The sequence below is a fragment of the Mesorhizobium sp. M1D.F.Ca.ET.043.01.1.1 genome (assembly GCF_003952385.1).
Taxonomy (GTDB): domain Bacteria; phylum Pseudomonadota; class Alphaproteobacteria; order Rhizobiales; family Rhizobiaceae; genus Mesorhizobium.
In genome coordinates this window covers 1738684-1761756 of record NZ_CP034444.1, presented here as the reverse complement: position 1 = coordinate 1761756, position 23073 = coordinate 1738684, and the positions used below count along the sequence as shown (strand labels likewise).

Annotated in this window: 25 protein-coding genes; 11 read left to right on the top strand and 14 right to left on the bottom strand. The window is 58.7% G+C overall.

Translation table 11 applies throughout. The features are described 5' to 3' along the window. Positions 1-240: 240 nt before the first annotated feature. Positions 241-414, bottom strand: a complete 174-nt coding sequence (locus EJ067_RS08760) for a DUF768 domain-containing protein (protein WP_126085587.1) — start codon at positions 412-414, stop codon at positions 241-243. Positions 415-1628: 1214 nt separating this feature from the next. Here EJ067_RS08760 and EJ067_RS08750 point away from each other — a divergent pair. The 3 genes from EJ067_RS08750 (at position 1629) to EJ067_RS08740 (ending at position 2709) form a co-directional block, all read left to right on the top strand. Next, positions 1629-1865: a hypothetical protein gene (locus EJ067_RS08750; RefSeq protein ID WP_126085586.1), complete on the top strand. Its 237-nt coding sequence runs from the start codon at positions 1629-1631 to the stop codon at positions 1863-1865. Positions 1866-2159: 294 nt separating this feature from the next. Next, entirely contained in the window at positions 2160-2297 is a 138-nt protein-coding gene (locus EJ067_RS35775) for a hypothetical protein (RefSeq protein ID WP_348639521.1), read from the top strand. A 211-nt stretch (positions 2298-2508) separates the two neighbouring features. Next, positions 2509-2709, top strand: coding sequence for a DUF3606 domain-containing protein (locus EJ067_RS08740; RefSeq protein WP_126085585.1), 201 nt, complete (start codon positions 2509-2511; stop codon positions 2707-2709). A gap of 168 nt (positions 2710-2877) precedes the next feature. Here the strand turns inward: EJ067_RS08740 and EJ067_RS08730 are convergent, their stop codons facing one another. The 4 genes from EJ067_RS08730 to EJ067_RS08715 form a co-directional block, all read right to left on the bottom strand. Then, entirely contained in the window at positions 2878-3081 is a 204-nt protein-coding gene (locus EJ067_RS08730) for a KTSC domain-containing protein (protein ID WP_126085584.1), read from the bottom strand. Positions 3082-3228: 147 nt separating this feature from the next. Further along, positions 3229-3447: a hypothetical protein gene (locus tag EJ067_RS08725; protein WP_126085583.1), complete on the bottom strand. Its 219-nt coding sequence runs from the start codon at positions 3445-3447 to the stop codon at positions 3229-3231. A gap of 472 nt (positions 3448-3919) precedes the next feature. Next, positions 3920-4204 (bottom strand): DUF982 domain-containing protein, encoded by a 285-nt coding sequence (locus tag EJ067_RS08720; protein WP_126085582.1) that lies wholly within the window; start codon positions 4202-4204, stop codon positions 3920-3922. Between the two features lie 26 nt (positions 4205-4230). Beyond that, positions 4231-4533 carry a DUF982 domain-containing protein gene (locus tag EJ067_RS08715; protein WP_126085581.1) on the bottom strand — a complete coding sequence of 101 codons (303 nt, stop codon included), beginning with the start codon at positions 4531-4533 and terminating at the stop codon, positions 4231-4233. 242 nt (positions 4534-4775) lie between these two features. On the opposite strand from EJ067_RS08715, the gene EJ067_RS08710 reads away from it, so the two are divergent. After that, positions 4776-5063, top strand: a complete 288-nt coding sequence (locus EJ067_RS08710) for a hypothetical protein (RefSeq protein WP_126085580.1) — start codon at positions 4776-4778, stop codon at positions 5061-5063. A 333-nt stretch (positions 5064-5396) separates the two neighbouring features. Here the strand turns inward: EJ067_RS08710 and EJ067_RS08705 are convergent, their stop codons facing one another. Beyond that, on the bottom strand, positions 5397-6947 hold the full coding sequence (locus tag EJ067_RS08705) for an FAD-dependent oxidoreductase (protein WP_126085579.1): 1551 nt from the start codon (positions 6945-6947) through the stop codon (positions 5397-5399). A gap of 24 nt (positions 6948-6971) precedes the next feature. Beyond that, positions 6972-7478, bottom strand: a complete 507-nt coding sequence (locus tag EJ067_RS08700; protein WP_126089552.1) for a ferritin-like domain-containing protein — start codon at positions 7476-7478, stop codon at positions 6972-6974. A 376-nt stretch (positions 7479-7854) separates the two neighbouring features. On the opposite strand from EJ067_RS08700, the gene EJ067_RS08695 reads away from it, so the two are divergent. Beyond that, a complete protein-coding gene (locus EJ067_RS08695; RefSeq protein WP_126085578.1) occupies positions 7855-8259 on the top strand; it encodes a c-type cytochrome in 405 nt (134 codons plus the stop codon). Here EJ067_RS08695 and EJ067_RS08690 read toward each other — a convergent pair. The 6 genes from EJ067_RS08690 to EJ067_RS08665 form a co-directional block, all read right to left on the bottom strand. Continuing rightward, positions 8231-9643 (bottom strand): cytochrome c, encoded by a 1413-nt coding sequence (locus EJ067_RS08690; RefSeq protein WP_189510500.1) that lies wholly within the window; start codon positions 9641-9643, stop codon positions 8231-8233. The two genes, EJ067_RS08695 and EJ067_RS08690, sit on opposite strands and share 29 nt — an antisense overlap. A gap of 140 nt (positions 9644-9783) precedes the next feature. Next, complete coding sequence (locus tag EJ067_RS08685) at positions 9784-10125, bottom strand: hypothetical protein (RefSeq protein ID WP_126085577.1); 342 nt, start codon at positions 10123-10125, stop codon at positions 9784-9786. A gap of 1 nt (position 10126) precedes the next feature. Beyond that, the gene (locus EJ067_RS08680) at positions 10127-10729 is read right to left on the bottom strand and encodes a cytochrome C oxidase subunit III (RefSeq protein ID WP_126085576.1); all 603 of its coding nucleotides are present in this window, start codon (positions 10727-10729) and stop codon (positions 10127-10129) included. Then, positions 10726-12669 carry a cytochrome c oxidase subunit I gene (gene ctaD / locus EJ067_RS08675; RefSeq protein ID WP_126085575.1) on the bottom strand — a complete coding sequence of 648 codons (1944 nt, stop codon included), beginning with the start codon at positions 12667-12669 and terminating at the stop codon, positions 10726-10728. Before ctaD ends, EJ067_RS08680 begins: the two co-directional genes overlap by 4 nt. Then, positions 12666-13652 (bottom strand): cytochrome c oxidase subunit II, encoded by a 987-nt coding sequence (gene coxB / locus EJ067_RS08670; protein ID WP_245468221.1) that lies wholly within the window; start codon positions 13650-13652, stop codon positions 12666-12668. Before coxB ends, ctaD begins: the two co-directional genes overlap by 4 nt. 447 nt (positions 13653-14099) lie before the next feature. After that, the gene (locus EJ067_RS08665) at positions 14100-16418 is read right to left on the bottom strand and encodes an FdhF/YdeP family oxidoreductase (RefSeq protein ID WP_126085573.1); all 2319 of its coding nucleotides are present in this window, start codon (positions 16416-16418) and stop codon (positions 14100-14102) included. 456 nt (positions 16419-16874) lie between these two features. Here EJ067_RS08665 and EJ067_RS08660 point away from each other — a divergent pair, with 456 nt between their 5' ends. From EJ067_RS08660 to EJ067_RS08645, 4 genes are read left to right on the top strand one after another with little or no spacing between them, the layout of a single operon-like run. After that, positions 16875-17177, top strand: coding sequence for a hypothetical protein (locus tag EJ067_RS08660; protein ID WP_126085572.1), 303 nt, complete (start codon positions 16875-16877; stop codon positions 17175-17177). Further along, positions 17174-18394 carry a divalent metal cation transporter gene (locus tag EJ067_RS08655; protein ID WP_126085571.1) on the top strand — a complete coding sequence of 407 codons (1221 nt, stop codon included), beginning with the start codon at positions 17174-17176 and terminating at the stop codon, positions 18392-18394. Before EJ067_RS08660 ends, EJ067_RS08655 begins: the two co-directional genes overlap by 4 nt. Next, positions 18394-18756 carry a hypothetical protein gene (locus EJ067_RS08650; protein WP_126085570.1) on the top strand — a complete coding sequence of 121 codons (363 nt, stop codon included), beginning with the start codon at positions 18394-18396 and terminating at the stop codon, positions 18754-18756. Before EJ067_RS08655 ends, EJ067_RS08650 begins: the two co-directional genes overlap by 1 nt. After that, positions 18756-19127 (top strand): hypothetical protein, encoded by a 372-nt coding sequence (locus EJ067_RS08645; RefSeq protein ID WP_126085569.1) that lies wholly within the window; start codon positions 18756-18758, stop codon positions 19125-19127. Before EJ067_RS08650 ends, EJ067_RS08645 begins: the two co-directional genes overlap by 1 nt. Before the next feature lie 674 nt (positions 19128-19801). Here the strand turns inward: EJ067_RS08645 and EJ067_RS08640 are convergent. Further along, positions 19802-20707: a cytochrome c oxidase assembly protein gene (locus EJ067_RS08640; protein WP_126085568.1), complete on the bottom strand. Its 906-nt coding sequence runs from the start codon at positions 20705-20707 to the stop codon at positions 19802-19804. 441 nt (positions 20708-21148) lie between these two features. On the opposite strand from EJ067_RS08640, the gene EJ067_RS08635 reads away from it, so the two are divergent. Together EJ067_RS08635 and EJ067_RS08630 are read left to right on the top strand one after the other, a co-directional pair. Next, positions 21149-22459, top strand: coding sequence for a divalent metal cation transporter (locus EJ067_RS08635; RefSeq protein WP_126085567.1), 1311 nt, complete (start codon positions 21149-21151; stop codon positions 22457-22459). Positions 22460-22773: 314 nt separating this feature from the next. Further along, positions 22774-23058: a PRC-barrel domain containing protein gene (locus EJ067_RS08630; RefSeq protein ID WP_126085566.1), complete on the top strand. Its 285-nt coding sequence runs from the start codon at positions 22774-22776 to the stop codon at positions 23056-23058. Positions 23059-23073: the final 15 nt, after the last annotated feature.

The following is a 23073-nucleotide window of genomic DNA, read 5'->3' as shown; positions in this document are numbered from 1 at the left end:
ACATGGACGGGACCGATCGCCAACGCCGCCATAGCGTTCCACGAGTTTTGCGAATCCCAAAGCGAAGGCGGAAAGAAGCGCCAGGACAACCACGATTCGGACGGCCATTCGGGACTGTAGCAGAATCTCGATCCGAGTTTGACCAGCTACAGGTAGAAGAGCGAATTCCGCGGCGCGGGCCAAGGTGTCCTTCGTTGTGGACGGATGCCAATTTAGAATGGGTGAAGCCCTGCGCGGCAGTCACTCGGATTCGAAATCTGGCGGGCCATTTATCGCCGCAAGTATCGCTTCATAGGCACTGCCGATTTCCTCTTCGATCTCGTCCTCCGAGATACCTGCGGCCTTGGCATCGGCGAACAGCTTGGTCATCAGCTCCGCCACAGAAATGATGTCGGCGCTGACGCCGCCGCGCATCACGTTGTCGGTGATCCACTTCGCCTTCAGGAAATGAGCTTCTCGAAGCAGGGAATTCCAATCGGTCCCGATCAACGTGATCAGTTCGCGGGCTTGCTCTTCGGTAATGTCTGTCTCATCTGACCAAGCGATCGGCCAGAACCTTCATCGCCCCACTTTGCGAACCTGACCTGTTGTCACCGTCACTCATGAAAATATGGCCTCCTAATCTCTAGGATGATCTAGAAGGCGGACTGTTCAGTCAGGCAAAAAATTCGACGTCGGCTGAGCCACGGGATCATTCGCGGACCCTGGGCCCCAGAAGACACAAAGGACTAACTCGCCGCCGACAGTCCTCCTGATTTTTCTTCGCGTCAGGCCTGCCGTGTGAGATAATTCGGAGCGGCGTTGAGGGCGAGGACGAATGTCATTGTCCCGCTACAGTGTACGAACCCGCTGATCTGGACATGCTCCAGCGGGTTTTTACCGGCTGTGCGACGAACGCCGGCTAGCCAAGAAAGACCGTGAGCAGCGGGAGTTCCTGGCCATGGAACTGTTCCAACTTTTCGACGACGGCGCCCACGACGAAACTGAGCTATTGCGCGCCCTCTCTAAGCACCGACGACAATAACGCAAAGCGCTCGTTAAAAGCCCGCCGCCTCAGGGAGAGAACGACGGGCTTTTGCTTTGGTGCTGACGACCTCGGAGGGGGGTTCGGCCGTCTATCCTGATAATCGCGAGAGCGGTATTCGGTTCCGAACAATTTTGCGAAATCTGAATGGCAAAAGCGGGCTGGTGGGAACACCCACAGCCCGGCTCGCTTATCATGGTGACACAGGATTTCGCGGGCCGGGCCGGGTCCCGAAAGCCGGGCTTCAGGGCACAGCTAGATTGCAGCCACTTTGCAGCCCGCGCAACACGGCCAATGGTCTATTAGCGATTTCTTGAAGACGCGCCCCAACGTGGCGGCGTCCGGCAGATAGGACCGCGCCGTGAAGCGATGCCCGGCCTGTCGGGGGAGTCCGGGGCGACTTGGGCATACAGACCGGGCTCTACCCCGGTGTGAGCGGGGCAGATGTACACTATGCGCCGGCTTTCAGGGACTGGCACATTAACATTTTCTAATGAAGGCCCGTCGTCCAAATGAGCTTTTCGCTAACGGCGGCGTGTTCGTTCAATCACACTTTCCGTGACTCCCACCGGAACTTTCGGGGGGTGACGCGGTTGCGCCCGAAATGGGTTTTGAAAGCATGCCAGAGTTTCACATTGAAGAAATGTCTGGTGAGGTCGTGATCGCCAGGCACACTACACGTGCCGCCGATGCGAAGAGCGCCCTCAGAGGCGTAATTGGCGGACGAATTTCTCTGCGGGCTGGTCAGCAGCACTGGTTTCGAGTAGTTGACGAGCGAAAAGCCAGCGTCCACGAATTCGGGGTCGAAGAGACGGCTCAGCGCAAAGACTTCGCAAAATGATGCAGCCCGTCAGGGCGGCCCGGCTGGTGTCGAGGTGACATAGGATTTGCTGGCCGGACCGCCCAGCAAGGCTAGATTTGCCCAGTCTGGCCTACCCCTTCAAGTAGCTGATCAAGGTCGACCATCATGCCGTGAATGTTGTGTCCATTCCATGTGGGTGGCGACCGGCTTTGGAACCCAGAAGCGGTCATGGCCGCTGCCTGCCACAACCAGGAAGCGCCAACGTCTGTTCCATGTCCCTTCGTAAATATTAGCATCTGCTTGACGAAGCCGTCGGCTGCCCGGACTCAGGGAATGGCGAAGGGCATCAAGATCGGCGACGAGGTTGCCATCACCGCGACCGTGCGCCGAAGAGTCACCGAGGACCGGGTCAACGTCTCGCTCCCTGCTATGGCTTCCCGCATTCGCTCCTCGACCGAACATCAAAAGTAAAGAAGGGCAAGCCGATCGAACTCATCGGCGACGTCACCCATATCGACCGTGAGAGGGTGACGGTGAACCTTGGCGTCCCATTGACGGTGAATGCGGATACGCTCCGGCTCGTGACAGTCTACAAGCCGCTGATGAGGAACAGCCGACGTAGGTCCGCGCGGCTGGGAACATTCCAGCCAAGTCGCTGTTTCTTCTAACCAGGAGAACAACCATGACGGACGACAAGACCAAGCGAGATTTTCGCGACCGCGACCGCGTCGCAGGTGACGAGGAATACGAGGTAGGGTATTTCGCCAGTAAGTTCGGTCTCACAATTCCCGAGGTCCGGGACCTCATCAAAAAGCATGGCAACGACCGAGAGACGCTGGAGCGCGAAGCCAAGGCGCTGGGCGCACGGCGACAAGATTTCTGACCTTGGCCCATTGACCACCGGCAGACGCAATGGCGGCCCGCGCGAGAATGAAGCCGACTACTTTTCTCGTGTCCGATCTGTGGGCAGGCGGTCGATATGCGGGATCAGGCAAGCGACATGGCACGATAGGCCCGTGCACGATCGGTTAGAAATTGAAACCCGCCGTCATTAGGTATCGCTTCGACGATACCGGAATCGGTTGCGGATGTGACTGTTGAAGTATCGGCCCTTGGCGAAGGCCGATCGCAACGCGGCAAAGGTCTCTGGCGGGACGTCCTCAAACTCATAGAGTTGGTCGGTGGCCACGAACCACACCGAGAGTATTCGACTGTCCGGATCGTACTCTATTTTGCGTATCAGGGTCGACGGCATGACAATAAACCACTCCGGCAGCCAACGTGTTCCTATTCGCCAAATCATTATGCTGCCTGGCCGGCCAGCGGGGATCGATATCGTTGATGATTATCCATCGAGCGTGCGAAGTGCGTTTCCCATGCGCGGCCTGCTGGTGAGCTTGGATCAGGCTGCGCCCGTCTTGGAAAATTCATCCCTGGCCGCATTGGTTTCATCACTGTAGGCTCTAACAGTTCCGACGCCGACCTTCCGCAGATTGGAAGGACCATGGCTGATGGCCGGACTGCCATGAAGCCCCTTCTCGAAGCAGGGTAGGTTGTCAGCGAAGTCAAACCAGGGGAGCATCTCGCCGACCATGATATGTGCCTGCGGCTTCACCAGCATCAGATCTTCCAGCGTGCAGGCAAGGATCGAGAACTCCCGGTCATTTTCGTAGGAGATCGGCGAGCCGCATCGCCCGCAAAGCGTGCGCTCGACACTGCGCGATGACTTTGTAGGATCACCGGCGTTCTTCGGGCATAGCGGAAGTGGTTCCTATCGATACTGAAAAATGTCGCAAAAGCACTAGCCGTGGCGCCGACAACTTTCGCAGTCTCAATGCACCACGTCGAACATCGGCCCGATGATTTCATAGCGGATGTCCCCGCACATGACCGGCCCGTAACCGTCGAGGTGTGCTCCATGCTTAGTGCTTCGGTTTTGGAATGTTCAGAACTCATAATCGCTGTCATAGCGGCAGGCGTGGACCTAGCCGGAAGGTGCTCTAAGCGCCGGTTCCTTTGCCATCAGTGGTGCTCGTGAAAATTGGGAATTGAGGCGGTCGGGTGAGGCGGCGTAGCCGCCGCCTCGTTTGACGTCAAACATGGGTCGGTCGAGCTTTTGCCACGGCGAGAGGGATTGCTCCATCCTCGATCAGGATGTCCTTCTTGCGCGCGAATGCCACGAAAACACCTCTTGCCGTTTCGGACTCGATGTCTCCGATCAACGCGGCTTTGCAAGCGCGGATCGCGGCTCTTTGCTCGGGACTGTTGCCGCACCAATCGAGTGCAAACTGGTAGGCGTCGACAACAGTGTTCAATTGGCGCGGGAAGCCCAATCCGACCCAAACGCGGATGGGCGTCTCAAAGGGCTTGGAAAGCATCGCGAATCTCCTTCTCCGCGATGACGTCAGGCGGCCAGCCCACCGCCATGACCGCTCTTCCCGGTCATCCAGGGCAATGGAGCGGTCACCTCCTCGAGGATTCTGGCTGATTTCGCAAACCCGCAAAAAGCGTCTCGCGCCGCCGTCAGCGGATAGTCGCTGTCGAATGCTCTTTGGCATGCACGAAGGGCAGTTTGATAAATTGGACCGCGTTTATGCTTCGGCCACTCGTAGAGAAATTCCAGGGCGTCTTCGAGGCAGGCGATTTCCTGGACCAGGCTGTTGCCGCTCTTCACGAAAACAGGGCTGTCGAAGATCCGATCGTTCATTGTTTCCTCCAAGCGAACGAACAATTGAGTTTCGGGATAGGCAGGGACCGACAGCGGTCGGCGCCCGCAGTCGATATGGGTTTGTCGATTTTGACCGTCAAGAGGGTCTGCGGAACCGCTTGGCAGCAGCTGGAACGCGGTGCGCAATCCTTCATTTCAGCCGCTTGATGCGACCTGGAATCGAGCCCAGCAGGTGCATGTTTTTGTGTACGGTCGCTACGTCGACTAAGGGAGGTATTCCGATGAACATCAAGATGCTCAGTATGGGCGCCATCGCGCTCGCAATGATGAGTGGTGCTGCGTTGGCTGGTTCCACCACGGGCACGTCTGCACTCGACGATCCGGCCAAGATGTCGCCCTTCTTCCCCGATGCCGGCATGAAAACATTGAAGTCGGAAGCAGATTTCAAAACCGCATGGAAGGCAATGAAACCCGATGAACAAACAGCGGTGTTGAAAGATTGCGGCGATACCACGCTTAACAAGCCGCACGCAGATTTCTGCGCCATGGCAAAGAAGATGGGCGCCTAACTCGGTCTCCAAGCCATGCAAGATGAAGGCGGACTTATGGTCCGCCTTTTTCTTGTCGGGAGCGCGGTTTTGACTTGCCGGCTCTGTGCCCGATTGAGTGACCGCCAGGCCTTGCCGGCTCAAGCGGCAAGTCGGCCCCGCGGGGTTTCGGAATGACGTGTCTGTTCGTTGCTCACGGTTCGCCTCGAAATACACATGCGCAGGACTGTTGCGTCGTCTGGACACAGCCCGACGGCATGCGATCTTTGGGGGTGCTTCCGGCTCATTTGTCGGCCGCGATCATCTTCAATTCCTGATGGAATACGATGTCGTAGTCAGTTTGAAAGCCCGGGCCTACTCCCGCACCGGAAAGTCGATCGTCTGCAGCGGAAGCACAGCGGGGCCATTCAAAACAGCCCCATCCGCGCCGAAATGTGATCCATGGCAAGAGCAGTCCCAGCACTGCTCTGTCGAGTTCCAGGCGACTTCGCACCCCGCGTGCGTACAGCCGGCGGAATGCAGGTGGACGTTACCCGCCATGTCGCGGCAGGCGGCGATTTTGCGTATTCCATCTCGCAAAATACCGCCTTGACCGTCGGAGAGTTCATCGAGCGACTTCAACTCGCCGGGCAGTACATATCCGGCAAGATTTGCCACCATCGAGGCGTTTTCTCGAACATAGTTGACCACGCCGGAAGGCGTTTTGCGCGAAGGTTCATAGACCTCGCCCCAGGGATTAGGTTCGCCCAGTATCAGATCCTTCAAAAGAAGCCCGGCAAGCGCGCCATGCGTGATGCCTTGTCCGGAGTCGCCAGTAACGACATAGACCGACGTGCTGCCAGGGTTGAGACCGATGAAGGCGCAATAATCGATCGTGTCGAGAACCTGTCCAGACCACCGCGTTACCTCTTTGCCCAAAGTTGGCACTAGAGAGCGTATCCACGCCTCGATCGCTTCGAACCGGATGTCGCCGTCGTCAGCTTCGCCCGATTTGTGGTCGGCGCCACCCACAATCAGATAGTCCACGGAACCCGGGCCTGGGTCTATCCGCACATAGTGATAGGGGTCGCCGGTGTCCCAGAAGAGCGCATCTGGAAGATCGCCATGCGGCAGAGTGAAGGCCATCGCGTACGTTCGGTATGGCGACATCTTGGTGTGCAATCGAAAACGATTGTTGATCGGCGAATTGGTGGCAACGACGGCATGCGATGCCGTGATCGATCCGCCGTTCTCGGTGGAGACGCGCACTCCGCCTTCCGCCAGTTCCTCGAGCGCCGTCACGGTGCTGTTGGCAAAGATGAGACCGCCCCTTTCGCGGATAGCCGCGGCAAGTCCTCGAAGATACCGCAGCGGGTGGAAAGTTGCCTGGTTCGGATAACGAAGGACGGGCGCCTTTTCGAACCCTTTGAGCGGCGCGCCGGTCGCGAGTTTGGCAGCCGCACCGATCGTTCTCGCGGCATCGAACTCCTCCTGGCGCTGATTGTGGGCGGCTTTCGGCCGAATACCCATTGCCGGAAACAGGAAGGCATCCAGCCGGCGGAAATTACAATCGATGCGCAGTTCGCCAACGATCTCCTCAAGACGGGCGACCGCAGCTTCCTGGCTCTGCTGGAACAGTCGAGCCATCTCTTCACCGCGAATATTGATCAGTGCACCCAACCCATCGTCGCAAATCGGCGCGAGATGCGCTGTCGTTCGCGACGTCATGCCAGCGGCAATGGGACCGCGATCAATTACGATAACGGTCTCGCCCACGGCGGTCAGTTCGTAGGCCACGGACAGTCCTGCAATTCCGGATCCAATGATGACCGTGTCGCAACTGTGCGTTCCCGAGAAACGCGGAGCGGCGGGATCGACTTCCACCTTCATCCAGAGAGACCTGGTTTGTTCGCCCTGCGCGTTCATGCCTAACTTTCGGTCCACTGGTGCTTAGCGAGCAGCTTTCTGATTGACTTTCCGCTCGGCGATCGTGGTCAGCTTCTTGTCGGCCGCTTTTTCCTCAGTGAGAGTTGTGGTAAAAAGCTTTGCCACTGCATCTTTGCCGGTCTGTTCCGCCCAGGCAATGAGCGTTCCATATCGGGTGATCTCGTAGTGCTCGACGGCTTGTGCTGCCGTGATGAGCGCGGCATCGAGCACCTTCTTCTCGGCAACTTCTCCCGCGATCTCGTCGGCCTCCTTGATGATGCCGTCGATCGCTGGGCAAGCCGTTCCCTTCGGCGATTCCCCGATAAGCTCGAAAGCTTGTTTGAGACGTTGAACGTGTCTCTCGGTCTCCTCGAGGTGGCTCTTGAAAACCGCGGTCAAGTCGCGGTTTGTCGCTTTCTCGATCATGTCGGGCAGCGCTTTCAGGATCTGCTCCTCGGCGTAGTAAATGTCCTGCAGCACATGCAGGAACAGATCGTCCATCGTCTTGATGTCTTTCGTGAAAAGTCCCATGAAGGCGCTCCTGACAATTTGGGCGAAAGCTCCAGAACAACGCGAGGCAAAGGTGGCTGTTCCAAAGGCCAGGGCCACGATCGGCGCCTAGTCGTAAATCAGCGTTTGGGATGGACGACTGACGGTGCGAATGCATCCTTTTCGCAACGCGCCGAATTGGGAGGCACGCTGACGACGAGCGTCTTTTTTGCCGTCGCCGAACCGTTGCCGGGAACAATGCTGCCGAGTTTCAGTTTTCGCCAAGCCATTTAGCGCAGGCGCGCCGATCTGGCTTCGGCGAATTTGCATTCGCACTTACTCAGAATGACAGGCGAAAACAATGGCGAAGAGGCTGAAACTAGGGACACGGCCGACCACTTCTGATCGGCGGCGACATATGTCAACGTTCTGGTGGACCGCCGGGGTAACGGCAAGTGTCGCTGCTATTCTCGTCGCCGGCACAACGGGGATTATCCGCAGCAGCGCTTCGCATGAAGCCGCCGTCTCCCAGCAAGTCGGCGGCGATGCCGCGCGCGCCATTCCGGCAATGATCCGCAATGGTTGCGGCGGATGCCACGAAATTCCCGGTGTGCCCGGCGCCCATGGGAGCGTTGGCCCGTCTCTGCGCGGTGTTGCGGAACGCGCCTATATTGGCGGGCGCGGCGGCCGGAACTCGTTCGATGCGATGATGCGTTGGATCAGCAGGGCACGGGACGTCGATCCGAAGACGGCCATGCCGAACACCAACCTTTCGCCCCAGGAGGCGCGCGACATCACTGCCTATCTCTATGCGCGAACATGAAATCGGAAAGACGGGCTGAAAGGCGAAAACGCCTTGCCAGCAGAAGGAGCAAGCCGAGCGATAAACCGGCACCGGTTGTCACCAGCGCCTGGCCGGCCAGCAGGATGACCGCCTGTTCTGTTGTCGAGCCTGCCCGCATCTGGCGCACGTCGGCTGCCGTCACGCTGACTTCCGGATTTCCGAAACGGGCTATCACATAGTTTGCAAGGCTCGCCACCTGGCCATCATCCAGCCAATCTGCGAATGCAGCCATCGATTTGCGACCTGCTACGTCCCCCGCCTTGACGCCGGTAAGAACTGTCATGACGACATTCTCAGGGGTAGCCGCACCTAGAGTGCTGTTGTGGGTCAGTGAGGCATTGGAAGAGTCGGGCGATCCGCTTCCATCCAATCCATGGCAGCCGGAACACAGAGACCCGTAGAGATCGCCAGCCGTGCTGGTGCTGCCTTGCGCCACGTTGCTCGGTTTGGCAGCACTGGCCGTAGTCGTCCCGCTCCACGAGAAACGCGGCTGGTGCTCGTCTCCGGATTGGCGGGGGACATCCCTGACATAGGCGACGATGGCGCGGATGTCGTCATCCGAAAGATGTTGCAGGCTGTTCATTACCGTTTCCGCCATTGGGCCGCTGGCATAGGCTTTTCCAGGAGCGGCGCCGGTTTTGAGAAAGCGAAACAGCTCGTCGTCGCTCCAGCCACCTATTCCCGTCGTCTTGTCGCCGGTGATGTTGAAGGCTTGCCAGATGCCCGCGGCACCGCCGGCGAGCTTGCGATCCTCATCCTCGCCGAATGTGACATTCCTCGGTGTGTGGCAGGCACCGCAGTGGCCGAGCACATCCACCAGATAGGCGCCCCGGTTCCAGGCCTGGGATCGACTTCGATCCGGCGTGAAGCTGCCGGGACGATAGTTCGCGAGTTTCCACAGGCCAAGTGCCCAGCGCTGATTGAATGGGAACGGTAGGGTATTTTGCGGCCGTGGCTGAATGATCGGCGTTTGCGCAAGGAGATATGTCCTGATCGCCAGCACGTCCTCGCGGCTCATCCTGGCGAAGCTGTCGTACGGCATGGCCGGATAAAGATCGGTCCCGTCGCGCCTTACGCCCTCCCGGACGGCTCGTACGAACTCATCCTCCGAATAGCGCCCGATGCCGGTGTCCTGGTCCGGTGTGATGTTGGTGGAATAGACATCGCCGAAGGGCGTCGGCACGCGATAGCCGCCGGCGAATCGTCGACTTGGGTTGGACGTGTGACACCCGACGCAGTCGGCGGCTCGGGTAAGATATTCGCCCTTCTGGATTTCATTCGCTCGCAGTTGGATGCAAATGGCCGCCAGCGCCAAGACGGCCACGATGGATCGCGCGATGATGGCCGCGAAGGCCTGAAGCATGGCAGGACCGGGCCGAAGGGGTCGACCGCACAGCACGAGCGTGCGGTGGTTTCGGCCGGAGCCCGAGGCCTGACGCCCTCGTACAGGCCAATGCGTCCGCCATTGGCAGCAGATCGCCGGTCGCCGGAAACCTGGCATACTCATAGCTCGCACCCGCTGAAGATGAGCCCAGCCGCGATTTGCGCCAGCATGGCCAGCGCAAACAACGCTCCGATGCCGACCGAAGTGCCGGCCAGAAAGCGCCGCGTGCGCGCGTGGAGCGGCGGGCTTATGCCGAAGCCAACGTTGCGTAGGCCGCGCCAGGATAAGGCAATGCCTGCCAATACAGCGGCGGCAGCCAGCAGCGAAAACAGCGCCGTCGGGCGAAAGCCGGCATGGCACTGCCAGTCGGAGATTGCATAGTCGAGTTGCAACGACACTGCCCAAGCGGTCGGCCCGCTAGCGAAGCCGGCCCACGAAACGCCATTGCGGATCGCCTGCATGTCACATTCTCGGCGCCCAATAGATGACGAGATAAAGCACAACCCACGAAGCGACTACGAAGTCCCAGTAGAACGCATTGTCCGACACGTCGCTGAGCCGGCGGCCGGCCTTTCCCTTTTGCGTGAACATCAGAACCGCGAGCACGATCGTGTCTCCGATATCGGTCAGAAGATGCGATGTGTGCAGTGCGAGCAGAAACCAAACAATTGAACCGTAGGCGTTCTGGTCCCATGAGATGCGAAGCGCGGGAAATTCCCAGATACGCACGATCAGGGGAAGGATCCCGACGATGGTCATGAGCACCATGCCGGCGCGGACCTTATGCAGATCCTGCTGTCTGGCCCAGCGGTCGACCAAATGATTAGGAACAATGCTGGCGAGCAGAATCATCAGTACTGCCGTGCCCGGCGCCAGATCGGGTGCGGGCGCTGCAATTGGCCAGTGTCGCGCCAGGACAGCCAGGTAGAAATAGGTGCCGATCGCCAGAGCGAAACCGGTCGCTTCAAGGGCGATGAAGGCCAGTGTTCCCCACCACATCGGGCTCGCTGCGCCGAAATCATATGTGGGGAGATGGCTGACATCGACCACCGGACGTTGTTTCATTCCTCGTCCTCCGGTTCGCCCTTCGGCCAGAACCAGCAGATGAAACCGATTGAGATCGGAATCGCGCCCCAGACCACGGCCCATGGGGTATAGATCGAGGCGAAAAATGTACCGCCTACGGCGATCGCTGAAAGCAGCGGCCAGATCGAATTGTCAGCCGATGGCAGGCGCAGTTGCGGCACAGCGTCCGCAACCGTGCCGCCGAGCACTTCGCGCGCATCGACGCGCAGACCCTCGATGACTGGCAGTGTGTCGGGCCGAGCCCAAAGTGGCTCGCGATGAGTGACCACCGGCAAGTGTGGAAAATTATAGGACGGCGGTGGGGACGTCGTAGCCCATTCGAGCGTGCTCGCACCCCACGGATTGTCGCCGGCGGGGCGGCCGTTCCGAAGGCTGAGCAGCATGTTCAGAAAGAGGAGCGCGAAGCCGGCGAACAGAACCAGTGATGAAAGACTGATGAAGAGGTTAGCGCTGCCCCAGCCGCTTTCCAGCGGATAAGTGTAGATGCGGCGCGGCATGCCCTGCAGCCCAAGGATGTGCATCGGGAAGAAGGTGAGGTTGAAGCCAAGGAACACAAACCAGAAATTCCAGTGGCCGAGCCGCTCAGAAAGCATGCGACCGGTGACCTTGGGAAACCAGTAGTAGACAGCACCGAGCAAGGGGAAGACAGCGCCGCCTACAAGCACGTAATGGAAATGCGCGACCACGAAATAGGTGTCGTGCACCTGCAGGTCGAGCGGCACCGAGGCGACCATGACCCCCGTCATGCCGCCAATGACGAAAGTGAAGATGAAGCCGAGCACGAATACCAGCGGTGTGGCAAAGATTGGCCTGCCACCCCAGATCGTCGCAATCCAGCAGAATATCTGAATGCCGCTCGGGATGGCGATCATCATCGAGGAGGCGGTAAAGAAGCTTTCGCCAAGCTGCGGCAGACCCGTGGCGAACATGTGATGCACCCACAGTCCAAAAGACAGGAAGCCGATCGCAATCAGCGACAGCACAATCCCGAGATAGCCGAAGACCGGACGTCGCACAAAGGTGGGCAGAATCGCCGAGACAAAGCCGGTCGCTGGGATGAATATGATATAGACTTCGGGATGACCGAAGAACCAGAACAGGTGCTGCCACAGCAGCGCATCGCCGCCCGCGGCTGGATCGAAGAACTTGGTGCCGACAAGCCGGTCGAGGATCAGCATTGTGCTCGAAACCATCACGGCCGGCATGGCGAATAGTATGACAAAGGCTGTGACCAGCACCGACCAGACATAGAGCGGGATGCGGTCGAGCGTCATGCCGGGGGCGCGCAGTTTGAATACCGTCGCAATGATCTCGACGGCAACCGCCAGAGCCGATACTTCCGTGTAGGTCACCATCTGCGCCCAGAAGTCCGGGCGCTTGCCAATGCCATAGTCCGGTCCGGCGAGGGGAACGTAGGAAAACCAGCCGGCATCAGCGCCTGTATTGAAGGCGAATGCTATCCAAATCATCGTCCCGCCTGAAACGTAGATCCAGTAGCTAAAGGCATTGAGGCGAGGAAAGGCCACGTTGCGCGTGCCAATCATCAGCGGCACCAGGTAGACGGTGAACGCCTCCATTACCGGCACGGCGAACAGAAACATCATCGTCGTGCCATGCATGGTGAAGAGCTGATTGTAGAAGTCTGGGCTTATACGGCCAGCCTCGGGCGCGGCGAGCTGAAACCGCATAGCGAGTGCCGACAGACCTGCTAGAATGAGAAATAGAAAGGCGGTCACGACATAGCGCTTGCCGATCAGCTTGTGATCGACCGTGGCCAGCCACCCATACAGTCCTTTTGGTGTATGCCAGGCATGCGCGAGAAAAGCGCGCAGCCTCGCCTCGTCAAGGCCGGTGTCGCGAATGCCTTTCAGCCCCCGTTCCTCTATTCGCTTGGCCTTCTTTCCCGGCATGCCACTCATTCAAGGCTTCCAAGATAGGTAACAACCGCATTGAGGTCGTCGGCGCTGAGGGCAATGCGTGGCATCTTCGCGCCAGGCTTTACCGATTGGGGATCTGCAATCCACGCAGCAAGGGCGCCCGGCGTCATGACAAGCGCGTCCGCAGCCAGTGAGCGGCGGCCTGCGACATGGGTCAGGTCAGGCCCGACCGTTCCGGTGGCAGGCGTGCCCCTAATCGCATGGCAGAGCGCGCAACCGGTCCCGAGAAAAGCCGCCTGGCCGCGACGTTCTTCATCGCTGGCGGGGGTGACAGCGTTGGCGTCTTGCCTAGATCGCCAGGCGTCAAATGCTTCGCGGCTTTCGGCGACAACAATGATCGCCATATGGGCATGCTGGTAACCGCAGAATTCGGCGCACTGACCGCGATAGATGCCGGGCTTGTCGGCGGTGAGGGTCAGTTCGCTCGGCCGACCCGGGATAAGGTCTCTTTTGCCTGCAAGGCTTGGTACCCAGAAGCTGTGAATGACATCGAGCGAGTCGAGCTTGACCTTTACGGACTCCCCGACCGGAACATGGATCTCATTCGCCGTGAGGATCGCCTGCGACGAATCGGTTTTGGGATAGCGTATCTCCCACCACCATTGATGACCTGTGACGCGGACAGTGACCGTCTCGCTTCCGCTCAGCGAAGCGATCGACTTGCCTGCAAAAAAGCTTCCTATCGTCAACGCAATGAGAACCACCACCGTCAAAGCCGTGGCGCTTCCGACAGCACGGGTCAGTCGACGCTCCTGATCAGCATCGATCTGCAGCGGTGATCGCGACGCCTTCGCCAGGTTACCTCGCAAAAGCGCCGTTGCCAGGACCAGTACGACAAGAAGCCAGACGGTTGCCGCAACCGCACTGAAGGTCCAGATGAGGTCAAATATCTTTTGGGCATTAGCACCATGCGCATGGAGCGCCGATTGCCGGTCGCCGCACGCCGTCAGAAACGTGTTCGACACGACAGCTGCCCCTCTCAGGCCTGCCGCTTTTCCTGAAGGGGGGGCGGCAAAACTACCGGGTAAGATCTGAATTCGATGTGCAAAGGCGGGCAGGATTGAGGATCGTCTCGGCTTCGGACGACGGCAGATCAACGAACTCATGCACCTTGCCATGACGAATCTACCATCGTGCCAAGGCCATAACGCGGCCGGTTGTAAAAGGATGCTCAGCACCGTTGGTTTTGGTTCGAAATAGGTGCGAAGTGCTGCGGCAACACATGTCACTGAGGGCATGCTTGAAAACCGAACTGAGCGAACCCTCTGTAGGGTTGGCCTGTGCCCGTTTAAGTGCGGGCAGGGGCCACGACCAACGGCACATGTCGGGGGAGATTTCCGCTACGGCAGCCCAAATCTCAGCGGGGCTAATATTTCAGCCGCCTTAAGAGGATCGGAACGAGATCTATATCTTCAAAGGCCACTAGTCTCTCGGGGAACAACTCTGACTGGTACCGATTTCCCGGCTGGAACATGAGCCTTCTTTGCCCGGTGCCAGAGCGGAACCAACGGGTTGAGCTCCGGATAGTAGCCGGCACAGTTGCCCTCGGGAATTGAATAGGGTGTGACCCGTAAACCCCGCACGCGCCGCTCCACACCGTCATCGGCGTGGGTTTCGAGATCGATTTCCTGCCCCGCGCTCAATCCGAAACGCTGGATGTCCGCCTCATTCATGAGCAGCACCATGCGGGTTCCGTAGATGCCGCGCAGCCTGTCGTCATAGCCGTAGACGGTGGTGTTGAACTGGTCATTGGAGCGAACTGTGATCAGCGTCAGCACATTGTCACCTGAAAGATCGATATCGGGATTTGCCTCGAGCATCGACGGCAGCTTGAAATTGGCTTTCTTGTTCGGTGTTTCCCAAACGCGTTTCGATGCATTGATATCGCGATGAAAGCCGCCGGGATCGAGAAACCGCGCGTTGAAATCGCGGAAGTGTTGGGGATAGCACCGTTCGATCTCGGTGCGGATACGCGAATAATCAGCAACCCATTGGTCCCATGGGATGGAACTTTTGTTCGGCACCGTGGCCTTGGCAAGTTCGGCGACGATTTTAGGCTCGGAAAGCAGGTTTGGCGACGCGGGAGGCCGCGATCCAAAGGAGCCGTGGATGCATGCGGTCGAATCTTCTATTGAGACGGTCTGGTCGCCGCTTGCCTGGTGATCCCTTTCCAGCCGCGACAGGCAGGGGAGAAGATAGGTGACGGCTCCCGGGATGAGATGGCTGCGGTTGAGCTTGGTTGCGATCTCGACATGGATGCTCAATCCACGCCAAGCCTTCTCGACCGGGCCGGTTTCGGGCACTGCGCGAACGAAATTGCCGCCCAGTCCGATGAAGCCATTCACCCGTCCCTCGATAACGCCTTCGCAGGTCTCGACCGTGTCGAGGCCTTTCTCGCGCGGTGGATCGAACGCATAGAACTCGGCGAATTTGTCCAAGGGAGCGAGTTCGGGTTTTTCAGTTATGCCGACAGTGCGCTGACCTTGAACATTTGAATGGCCGCGCAGCGGCGAAATGCCGGCGCCGGGTTTGCCCATATTGCCGCGCATCAGCAGCAGGTTGCATAGCATTTGGACATTCTCGGTGCCATGCCGGTGCTGCGTCAGGCCCATGCCATAATTTCCGATTACAGCACTGGAAAGGCTATAGATTTCCGCGACATGCTCCAGATCGGCCTGAGCGATACCGGAGCGTCTGACAATATCATTCCACCTGGCGTCGCGCAGATACGATTCGAATTCGGCAAAGCCGTGGGTGTGCTCGGCGATGAAATCGACGTCCAGGACACGCTGACTTGCGTGCTCACCAGCAGCATCGTCGAGCGCAAGCACCGCTTTGGCGATACCCGTCATGGCTGCGATGTCGCCGCCGCAGCGAACCTGGAAGAAGTCGCTTGACATCTTGGTTCCAGGCCCCGGCGATAACATGTCGACAGGGTTTTGCGGATTCTTGAACCGCTTCAGCCCTCGCTCGGGCAAAGGATTGAAAGTGAACACTGGCACCTGTCGTTGACGTGCCTCCTGCAAGGGATGCAGCAGCCGGGGCGCCGTGACGCCGGTGTTATGTCCGAAGAAAAACATCATGTCAGTTTTCGAGAAGTCCTCGAGTTGAACGGTTCCGACCGGGGAGCCGATCGACTCGGGCAGGCCGACCGAGGTCGATTCGTGGCACATGTTCGAGGAATCCGGCAGGTTGGATGAACCGTAGATGCGCGCGAAAAGCTGATACATGAATGAGGCCTCCAGCGAGGCACGGCCGGAGGTGTAGAAGACAACCGATTTCGGATTGAGCCGCTGGAGCTCGGCCGCGATCTCGCGGAATGCACTTTCCCAGGCAACCGGCTCATATTGGTCGGTGACAGGGTTGTAGCGCATGGGATCCGTCAAGCGGCCCTGCTTTTCCAAGTCCCGGTCCGGCCAATCGAGCAACTCCGCGACCTTGTGCTGTGCGAAGAAGTCCGGCCCGCAGCGCAGTTTCGTCTGATCCCACATTGTGGCTTTGGCGCCGTTTTCACAGAACTCGAAAGGCCGAGGTTGAGCCGGCTTCGCCCACGAGCACGAAACACACATGTAGCCGTCTGCCTTATTTTGCTTGAGCAGCGTGCTCCATATTCCCGACAGCAAGAGGCCTTCGCTACGCGCGTGACGCGCCAGGGAACGAAGCGACCCCCAGCCGCCGGTCGGGTGTTCGTATTTCTTTATTTCTATATGATCGGTCACGGCAGGTTTCATGGCGGGCCACCCTTGCAAGAGACAAAAACAGAACCCCGCCCGCGACCGATTGTTCCCGTCCAGTCCGCCAAGCCACGGAGCCGCTTTTGAGCAAACCGGACGGCCGAATCCTCCTTCGCCACATACAGCGCTGCGGAACATTTTCCTCGGTCATCAATTGAAACACGAGCCGGAGAATTCGGCCAGGTCGATCGCGTATCCAGTCTAACTCGACAAAGCGCGCCGGCGTCGCGACATCCAGCGCGTGGTAAGAAGATGGGATTATTCTCTGCCAGTAAGAGCAATCAGGGTGTCAGAAACTCGACAATTCGAGGTGCAACTACAAAGTTGACCCGATCTAGACTTAATTTTCTGTGCTTTGTCGTGATATCGACTATGTTATCCGCGTGCTCTTCGTCGGAAGATCAGATTGACAGCGAATTGAGGACTGTGGCTTCCGCGGCGGAAACGGCGGCAATGGCCCTTGACGCCTGGGTCGCGGGGGCGGCTCCCCTAAATTATACGTCACTCACGCTGCAATCGGTCGGTCGGAAGCTCACCGATGCCGAAACCCAAATCCAATCAGCCGAGTCATCTAAGGTCCCGGACCGAGCCGGACTGATCACGGCCATCAACCGCTTAGCGATGGCGGTAGCAAACGCGGAGGCGGGATTGCAAGATGACACTCCCGCGAAAGTGCAGCGGGCGCAGCGAGATTTGCGAAACGCAATTGCCGCCCTGGCTGCCGCCTATGCTAAGTTCTTTAGCCCGCATCCATGAAGAAGGTACTCGAAATATCGTTGGGTGTTGTCACCAGCGTTGGTGGTTTTCTCGAAGTAGGTTCACTGACGACAGCCGTTCAGGCCGGTGCGGCATTCCATTTCCAGCTGATCTGGGCGATCGTTCTGGGAACGATCTGCATTATCTTCCTCGTCGAGATGGCCGGCCGCTTCGCTGCTGTGAGCCATCACACCATTGCCGATGGGATTCGGGAACGATTTGGCTTCAATGCCTTCCTTTGGCCGCTGTTGGCGGTTCTTCTGGTCAATCTCACGGTCATGTCGGCTGAGATCGGCGGCGTTGCCATTGCATTCGAACTTGCCACCGGTATCGGCTTCCAATGGTGGGCGCTGCTGGTGGCATTGCTGGCCTGGGTGCTTCTCTGGAAAGGCACGTTCGGCTTTATCGAAAAAGGCGTTTCGGTGCTCGGGCTGGTCACATTGTGTTTTGTGGCCGGCGCGGTGATGCTTAAACCCGATTGGGGGCAGGTCGTGGCGGGCGCTGTTCCCACTGTGCCAGACCATGACGCGGCCAATTATTGGTTCATGGCCGTCAGCATTCTTGGGGCGTCAATTTCGCCTTACCTGTTCATGTTCTACTCGTCGGGGGCGATCGAGGACCGGTGGGATGAAAGCTATCTCGGGGCCAATCGCGCCATTGCGGCGATGGGTATGAGCTTTGGTGGCACGATTTCGGTCAGCGTGCTGATTGTCGCCGCGCTTGTGCTTACCCCGCACGGCATAGACCAGGTGGACGACTACCATCAGTTGCCGCTGATCCTGATCCCGATATTCGGCTTCTGGGGCTTTGTCCTGTTCATTGCCTCGCTCGGTATAGCTTGCTTCGGCGCTGTGCTCGAGGTTGGGCTGCAGCAGGCCTATCTTGTGGCCCAAGGCTTCGGCTGGACCTGGGGCGAGGACCAGAAACCGCGGGACAATCCTGGCTTCAGCACGGTTTACACGTTGGCGTTGTTTTTCAGCGCCCTACCGATTGCTGCCGGCCTTGACCCACTGAAACTCACGATCTTCTCTATGGCGCTCACGGCTGCCAGCCTGCCTCTCAGCGTGATACCCTTCCTGTTCCTGATGAACGACAAACGCTATGCCGGCAAGCATCGCAATGGGGTGATCTCGAATGCCGCGGTCATTTTTGTTATCGCGCTTGGCTTCGTGCTCGCGATGGTGACAATCCCGTTGCAAGTATTCGGAGGCACGTGATGGATTTGGTCCGCGACGTTCTGGACAAGCAAGTGATCGACCGCGAGCAAGTCAAGATCGGCAAGGTCGATGGCCTGGTGGCGGAACTGAGGACAGGCAATCCACCAAGGATCGTTGCGATCGAACTAGGATCGATTGCGCTGGCGCGCCGACTAGGTGCACGGCCCGGACTATGGATGGCGGCACTGTCGGCAAGGTTGGGCGGCAAACGCCATAGCGAGCCGCATCGGATCGCCTGGATCAAGGTCCGCGACGTCGGGATCGATATCCAGTTCGACATCGACGTTCGCGAGACGGCGATCTTCGATTGGCAAAATTGGCTGCGCGACCACGTCGTCGGCCGCATCCCGGGAGCGGGCTGATGGCCACAACCATCAATCTCGAGCGGCTGGTTGGCCGCCGCGTGCTATCGCCGCGCGGGAAAAGCATCGGCTATATCGAAGAGATTCGCGCCGAAAAGGACGGGCACGATCTTGTCGTTACCGAATTCCATATCGGCATCTACGCCGCATTCGAGCGCCTTTCCGCGTCCGCGATAGGCGCAGCGGTGCTCGATGCATTTCGGCTACGCCGTGACGGTGGCTTCTATCGTATTCCTTGGGACAAGATCGATATATCCAACCCCACGCAGCCAAGGCTTTTGTGTCCGATGGAGGACCTTGCCCGCATGAAAGGGGATCTCGGACAGTCGCAAGGTCAAAAGAAGTCTCGCAAAAGACGCGCAAAAGGCTAGCGCACGAGACTTGCCATAACGAAGATCGCTGCGGCAACGACAACCGCGGCAATCACCAGCAAGGGCCAGTTGCTGCCCGCCGGGCCTCGGCTTCGTCCTCTTTCGATCGCATGACATCGGCAAAGCTAGCCTCGTTCTTAAATCGCGGCGCGTCCTGTGGAGACTTATCTGCAGCAAGAATTGACGCATCTCCCGCCTCCGCGTCGGTGATTTGAGGCGCAGCGGCAGATCGAACCCGGGAGCCTTGTCAGGCCCGGCCCGAGCATGGGTGTTTTGTGCCCGGTGAATGCCGTCGCGGTGTTACATCATGGACTGTTCTCCTTCGCAGCCAAACTCCAATCTCGTGCGAACCATTTTAAACCCGACCGCATGAAACGGAACATGCCTTTGGCGGGCACGTTGAATTGTCAAGGAAATGACCATCGAGGGGGGCGTCGCTATCGAAAGATCAGCCAATGTATCCCTTTGCTTTCTTCCATGATCTGGCCGCTTGCAGGGGCGATGGCCTTCGCCCAGAGCTTGTCCGAATGCTGAAGACACGCGCCGCGTTGGCAGCGTCAGATGTGCTTCAGCTTCGCGCCGGGCGCTCGGACGGTTTCGAGCAAGCGGGGCCAAATCCCGTTGGACATATCGAAGGCACGCTTCCGGATGGGGTTTTGCGTTATCCGCCGAGGTCAAGGCGAAACATCCGTCGAAACGCCGGCGCCGATCTCGATGACGCGAAGTGGTGTCTGCCCTCCACTTGTGCGAATCCAAAAACTAGCCAGGATCAACGCCGCTCCGCCATAGATTAGGCCGGCGGGTATCCACATCACAAGCCCTGCAAGCTGTTGGTCTTCGAGCGGCGAGAGACCCCAAAAGCTCGAGCCGATGGCGTTTTCCGGATACCAGAGCTGCGGCGAGACCACGAGCAACGCCCCGAGCAGACCGGTATGTAACGAGGTAAAAAAAAGATGCATCACCGCGCTGCCGCAGGCGTGTACTCCGCCCGGGCGAGGCAGCAGTGCCAACCAGAACAAAAGACCGGTACCGAAAAAGCTGGCGTGCTGTGCATAGTGCCAAAGACCTTGTTGCAATGCGGCCTCGAAAAGCGCCGGGACATGCCACGCCCATATCGCGACGCCATGCAGGACGGTGGCGATTACGGGTCGGCTCATGAAGACCCAAGTCGCCCCAAGCATGCGTATATGCCCGGCTGCGCGGAGCGCCTGGCGTAATCGCATGGGTAGGGCCCATATCATTGGCGCCGCCGGACATGAAGCAATTACGAGGGGCGCCGCCACCGCCATCAGCAATTCGTGTTCAATCATGTGAGCGGTGAACAGCCGCTCGCCCAATGCATGAAGCGGGCTCACCAAGGCTGCCACCAATGCGACCCAGCCGGCGGCGAACAGTAGGGCTTGCCGAAAACGCAAAGGGCGCGCGCGCCCGCTCCGTTGCCAAAGCCGGATGGCACCTACGACATAGAGCGATGCGATTGCCGCCAATGGAAAGATAATGGGAAGCGTGAACGTCCAGCCGGCATCTGGGCCGCCTGCGCCATAACAGAGCGAAGTCGAGAAGAGAGAATCGAAGCTCATGGCCTGCAGCCGCCAATGCTACGGGGGTCAACGCTGAGCGCGGCGGCGGCCATGATATTTTTGCCGCAACCCGCAATGAGCTGGCGCGACTCTATGAACATTGGGACGCCTGATTAGCGTTCATCATCCCTTGGCGCATTTGTCGAACATGCCTCAACGCGCGAAAGGCATAGAAGTGCCAATCAGAAAACACCTCGGGTGGTTTCAGTCAGATCCAAACATGCAGGCCCCGTAGGTAGACTGCTAGGCCTTGTCGGAAGGATCAAGCACGCAAACCGAGCACCCTTGTCGACTTCGACGCCGGCAATGGCGACGTCCCCCCGGCCATCCGCTTTAGCTATCGCAGAGCGCCACCAGGATCGATCTGGAACTAGCAGCACCATGTCGGGTTTTGATTGATGCGCGGTCACTGCATCGGGACTGAGTTCTTGGAGTAATGCGATGGGCGACATCGGCGCCGAAGTCCGCGAGAAACAGACAATTAGGCTGGCAAAAGGGCCATTTCAGCGATTTCTGCGCACAATTGGGCCCGGCGTTATTACAGGCGCTGCAGACGACGACCCTTCGGGTATCGGCACCTACAGCCAAGCGGGTGCTCAGCTCGGGTTCAATATTGGCTGGACAATGATATTCACCTTTCCGCTCATGGCCGCGATCCAGGAGATTGCGGCGCGGATTGGTCGGACGACAGGCCGAGGTATCTCGGGAAACCTCACTCGGCACTATCCTGCAGAACTGATGTATTTTGTGGTCTCCTTGTTGTTCGGCGCCAATGTTATCAATATTGGCGCGGACCTCAGCGCGATGGCTGAGGCGCTCCGATTGCTGGTGGGTGGCCCCAGTTCGCTCTACGTGGTTGGGTTCGGCTTGGCGTCTATTGCTGCGATCGTCTTTGTCGACTACAGCCGGTATGTCACGGTTCTGAAATGGACGACGCTCAGCCTCTTCGCCTACGTTATGGCTGCGTTCATGACGCATATCCCCTGGGGAGAAGCGCTCAAAGGCATTTTCATTCCGCACGTAGAATGGAACCGGTCTTTTTTCACAACGGTTCTTGCCGTTCTGGGCACTACGATTTCCCCCTATCTGTTCTTCTGGCAGTCGTCGCAAGAGGTGGAAGAGGAGGCGGTGAACCCGAAAGCCAAGCCGTTGAAATGGGCGCCATGGCAAGCATCTGGCGCCTTTCGGCGTATTCGCGCAGACACCTTAGTCGGCATGGCATTTTCGAACCTGATAGCGATAGCGATCATCGTTACGACGGCCGCCACACTACACAAGGCGGGAGTGACTGAGATCAATTCCCCGACTGACGCCGCCAAAGCCCTGGAGCCGGTTGCAGGTAAGTTCGCGCTTATGGTCTTCGCGACCGGTATCATCGGCACCGGTCTCCTTGCGGTGCCGGTTCTCGCAGGTTCGGCTGCATTCGCCGTCGGTGAAGCGTGCCGTTGGCCGGTGGGGCTGGAGCGACAGCCCAAGGAGGCGGTGGCGTTTTATACGACATTGGCTGCGGCGGCCATGCTCGGAATGGCTATCATCTTCACACCGATTGATCCAATCAAGGCGCTGTATTGGAGCGCTGTCATCAACGGCATATGCGCAGTTCCATTGATGGTCGTCATGATGCAAATGACGGGGCGCTCCGAAGTCATGGGCGAGTTTCCTGTAGCGGGTGGGCTGCGGGCTCTCGGATGGCTCGCTACCAGCACGATGATCTTGTCTGTGGTTGGCCTCGCGCTCCAATGGATAGTTTGAAATGGCGCCAACGGGGGGCTTGCTCCGGGCTCACCCTTCCTTCGTTGCCGCAGGGGTTAGGACCGCCATCACATGGTCGCGACGCTGTTGCAGAAAGCTTCCGTTCCGCTGCTGGAAGGTAGCGCGAGGGGACGACATCGGCACCGAATACTTGCCTGCGGAGGCTCTCGAGCTTGCACGCGCGGATGGTTCCCCCATTACCGTGGCATTCGAAGATCCTTTGCTGCGTGCTGTCTCAGGAACGACACTTATGGAGAAGCCAAGCGCTTCTTCGAACTGGGCGACTGGCAAATCATCCAGCGGAGATACGAGCCATGGACCACACAAATCACGTAAGGCTAACAAACGCCGAGCTCACCCCGGAAATCCTCGAAGGCGCAACTATCTACGGACCTCAGGACGAGAAGATCGGCTCTGTCGATCATGTCCACGGCAGCCAGGTCGTCATCGATGTCGGCGGCTTCCTCGGCATCGGCGCCAAACCGGTTGCCGTTGCCGCAAACCAGCTCGACTTCATGCGCGACGAAGATGGCGACGTGCACGCCGTGACGTCTTGGACGAAGGGTCAGCTCAAGGACATGCCCGAACACCGCGACTAGGAGGTCAATATGACT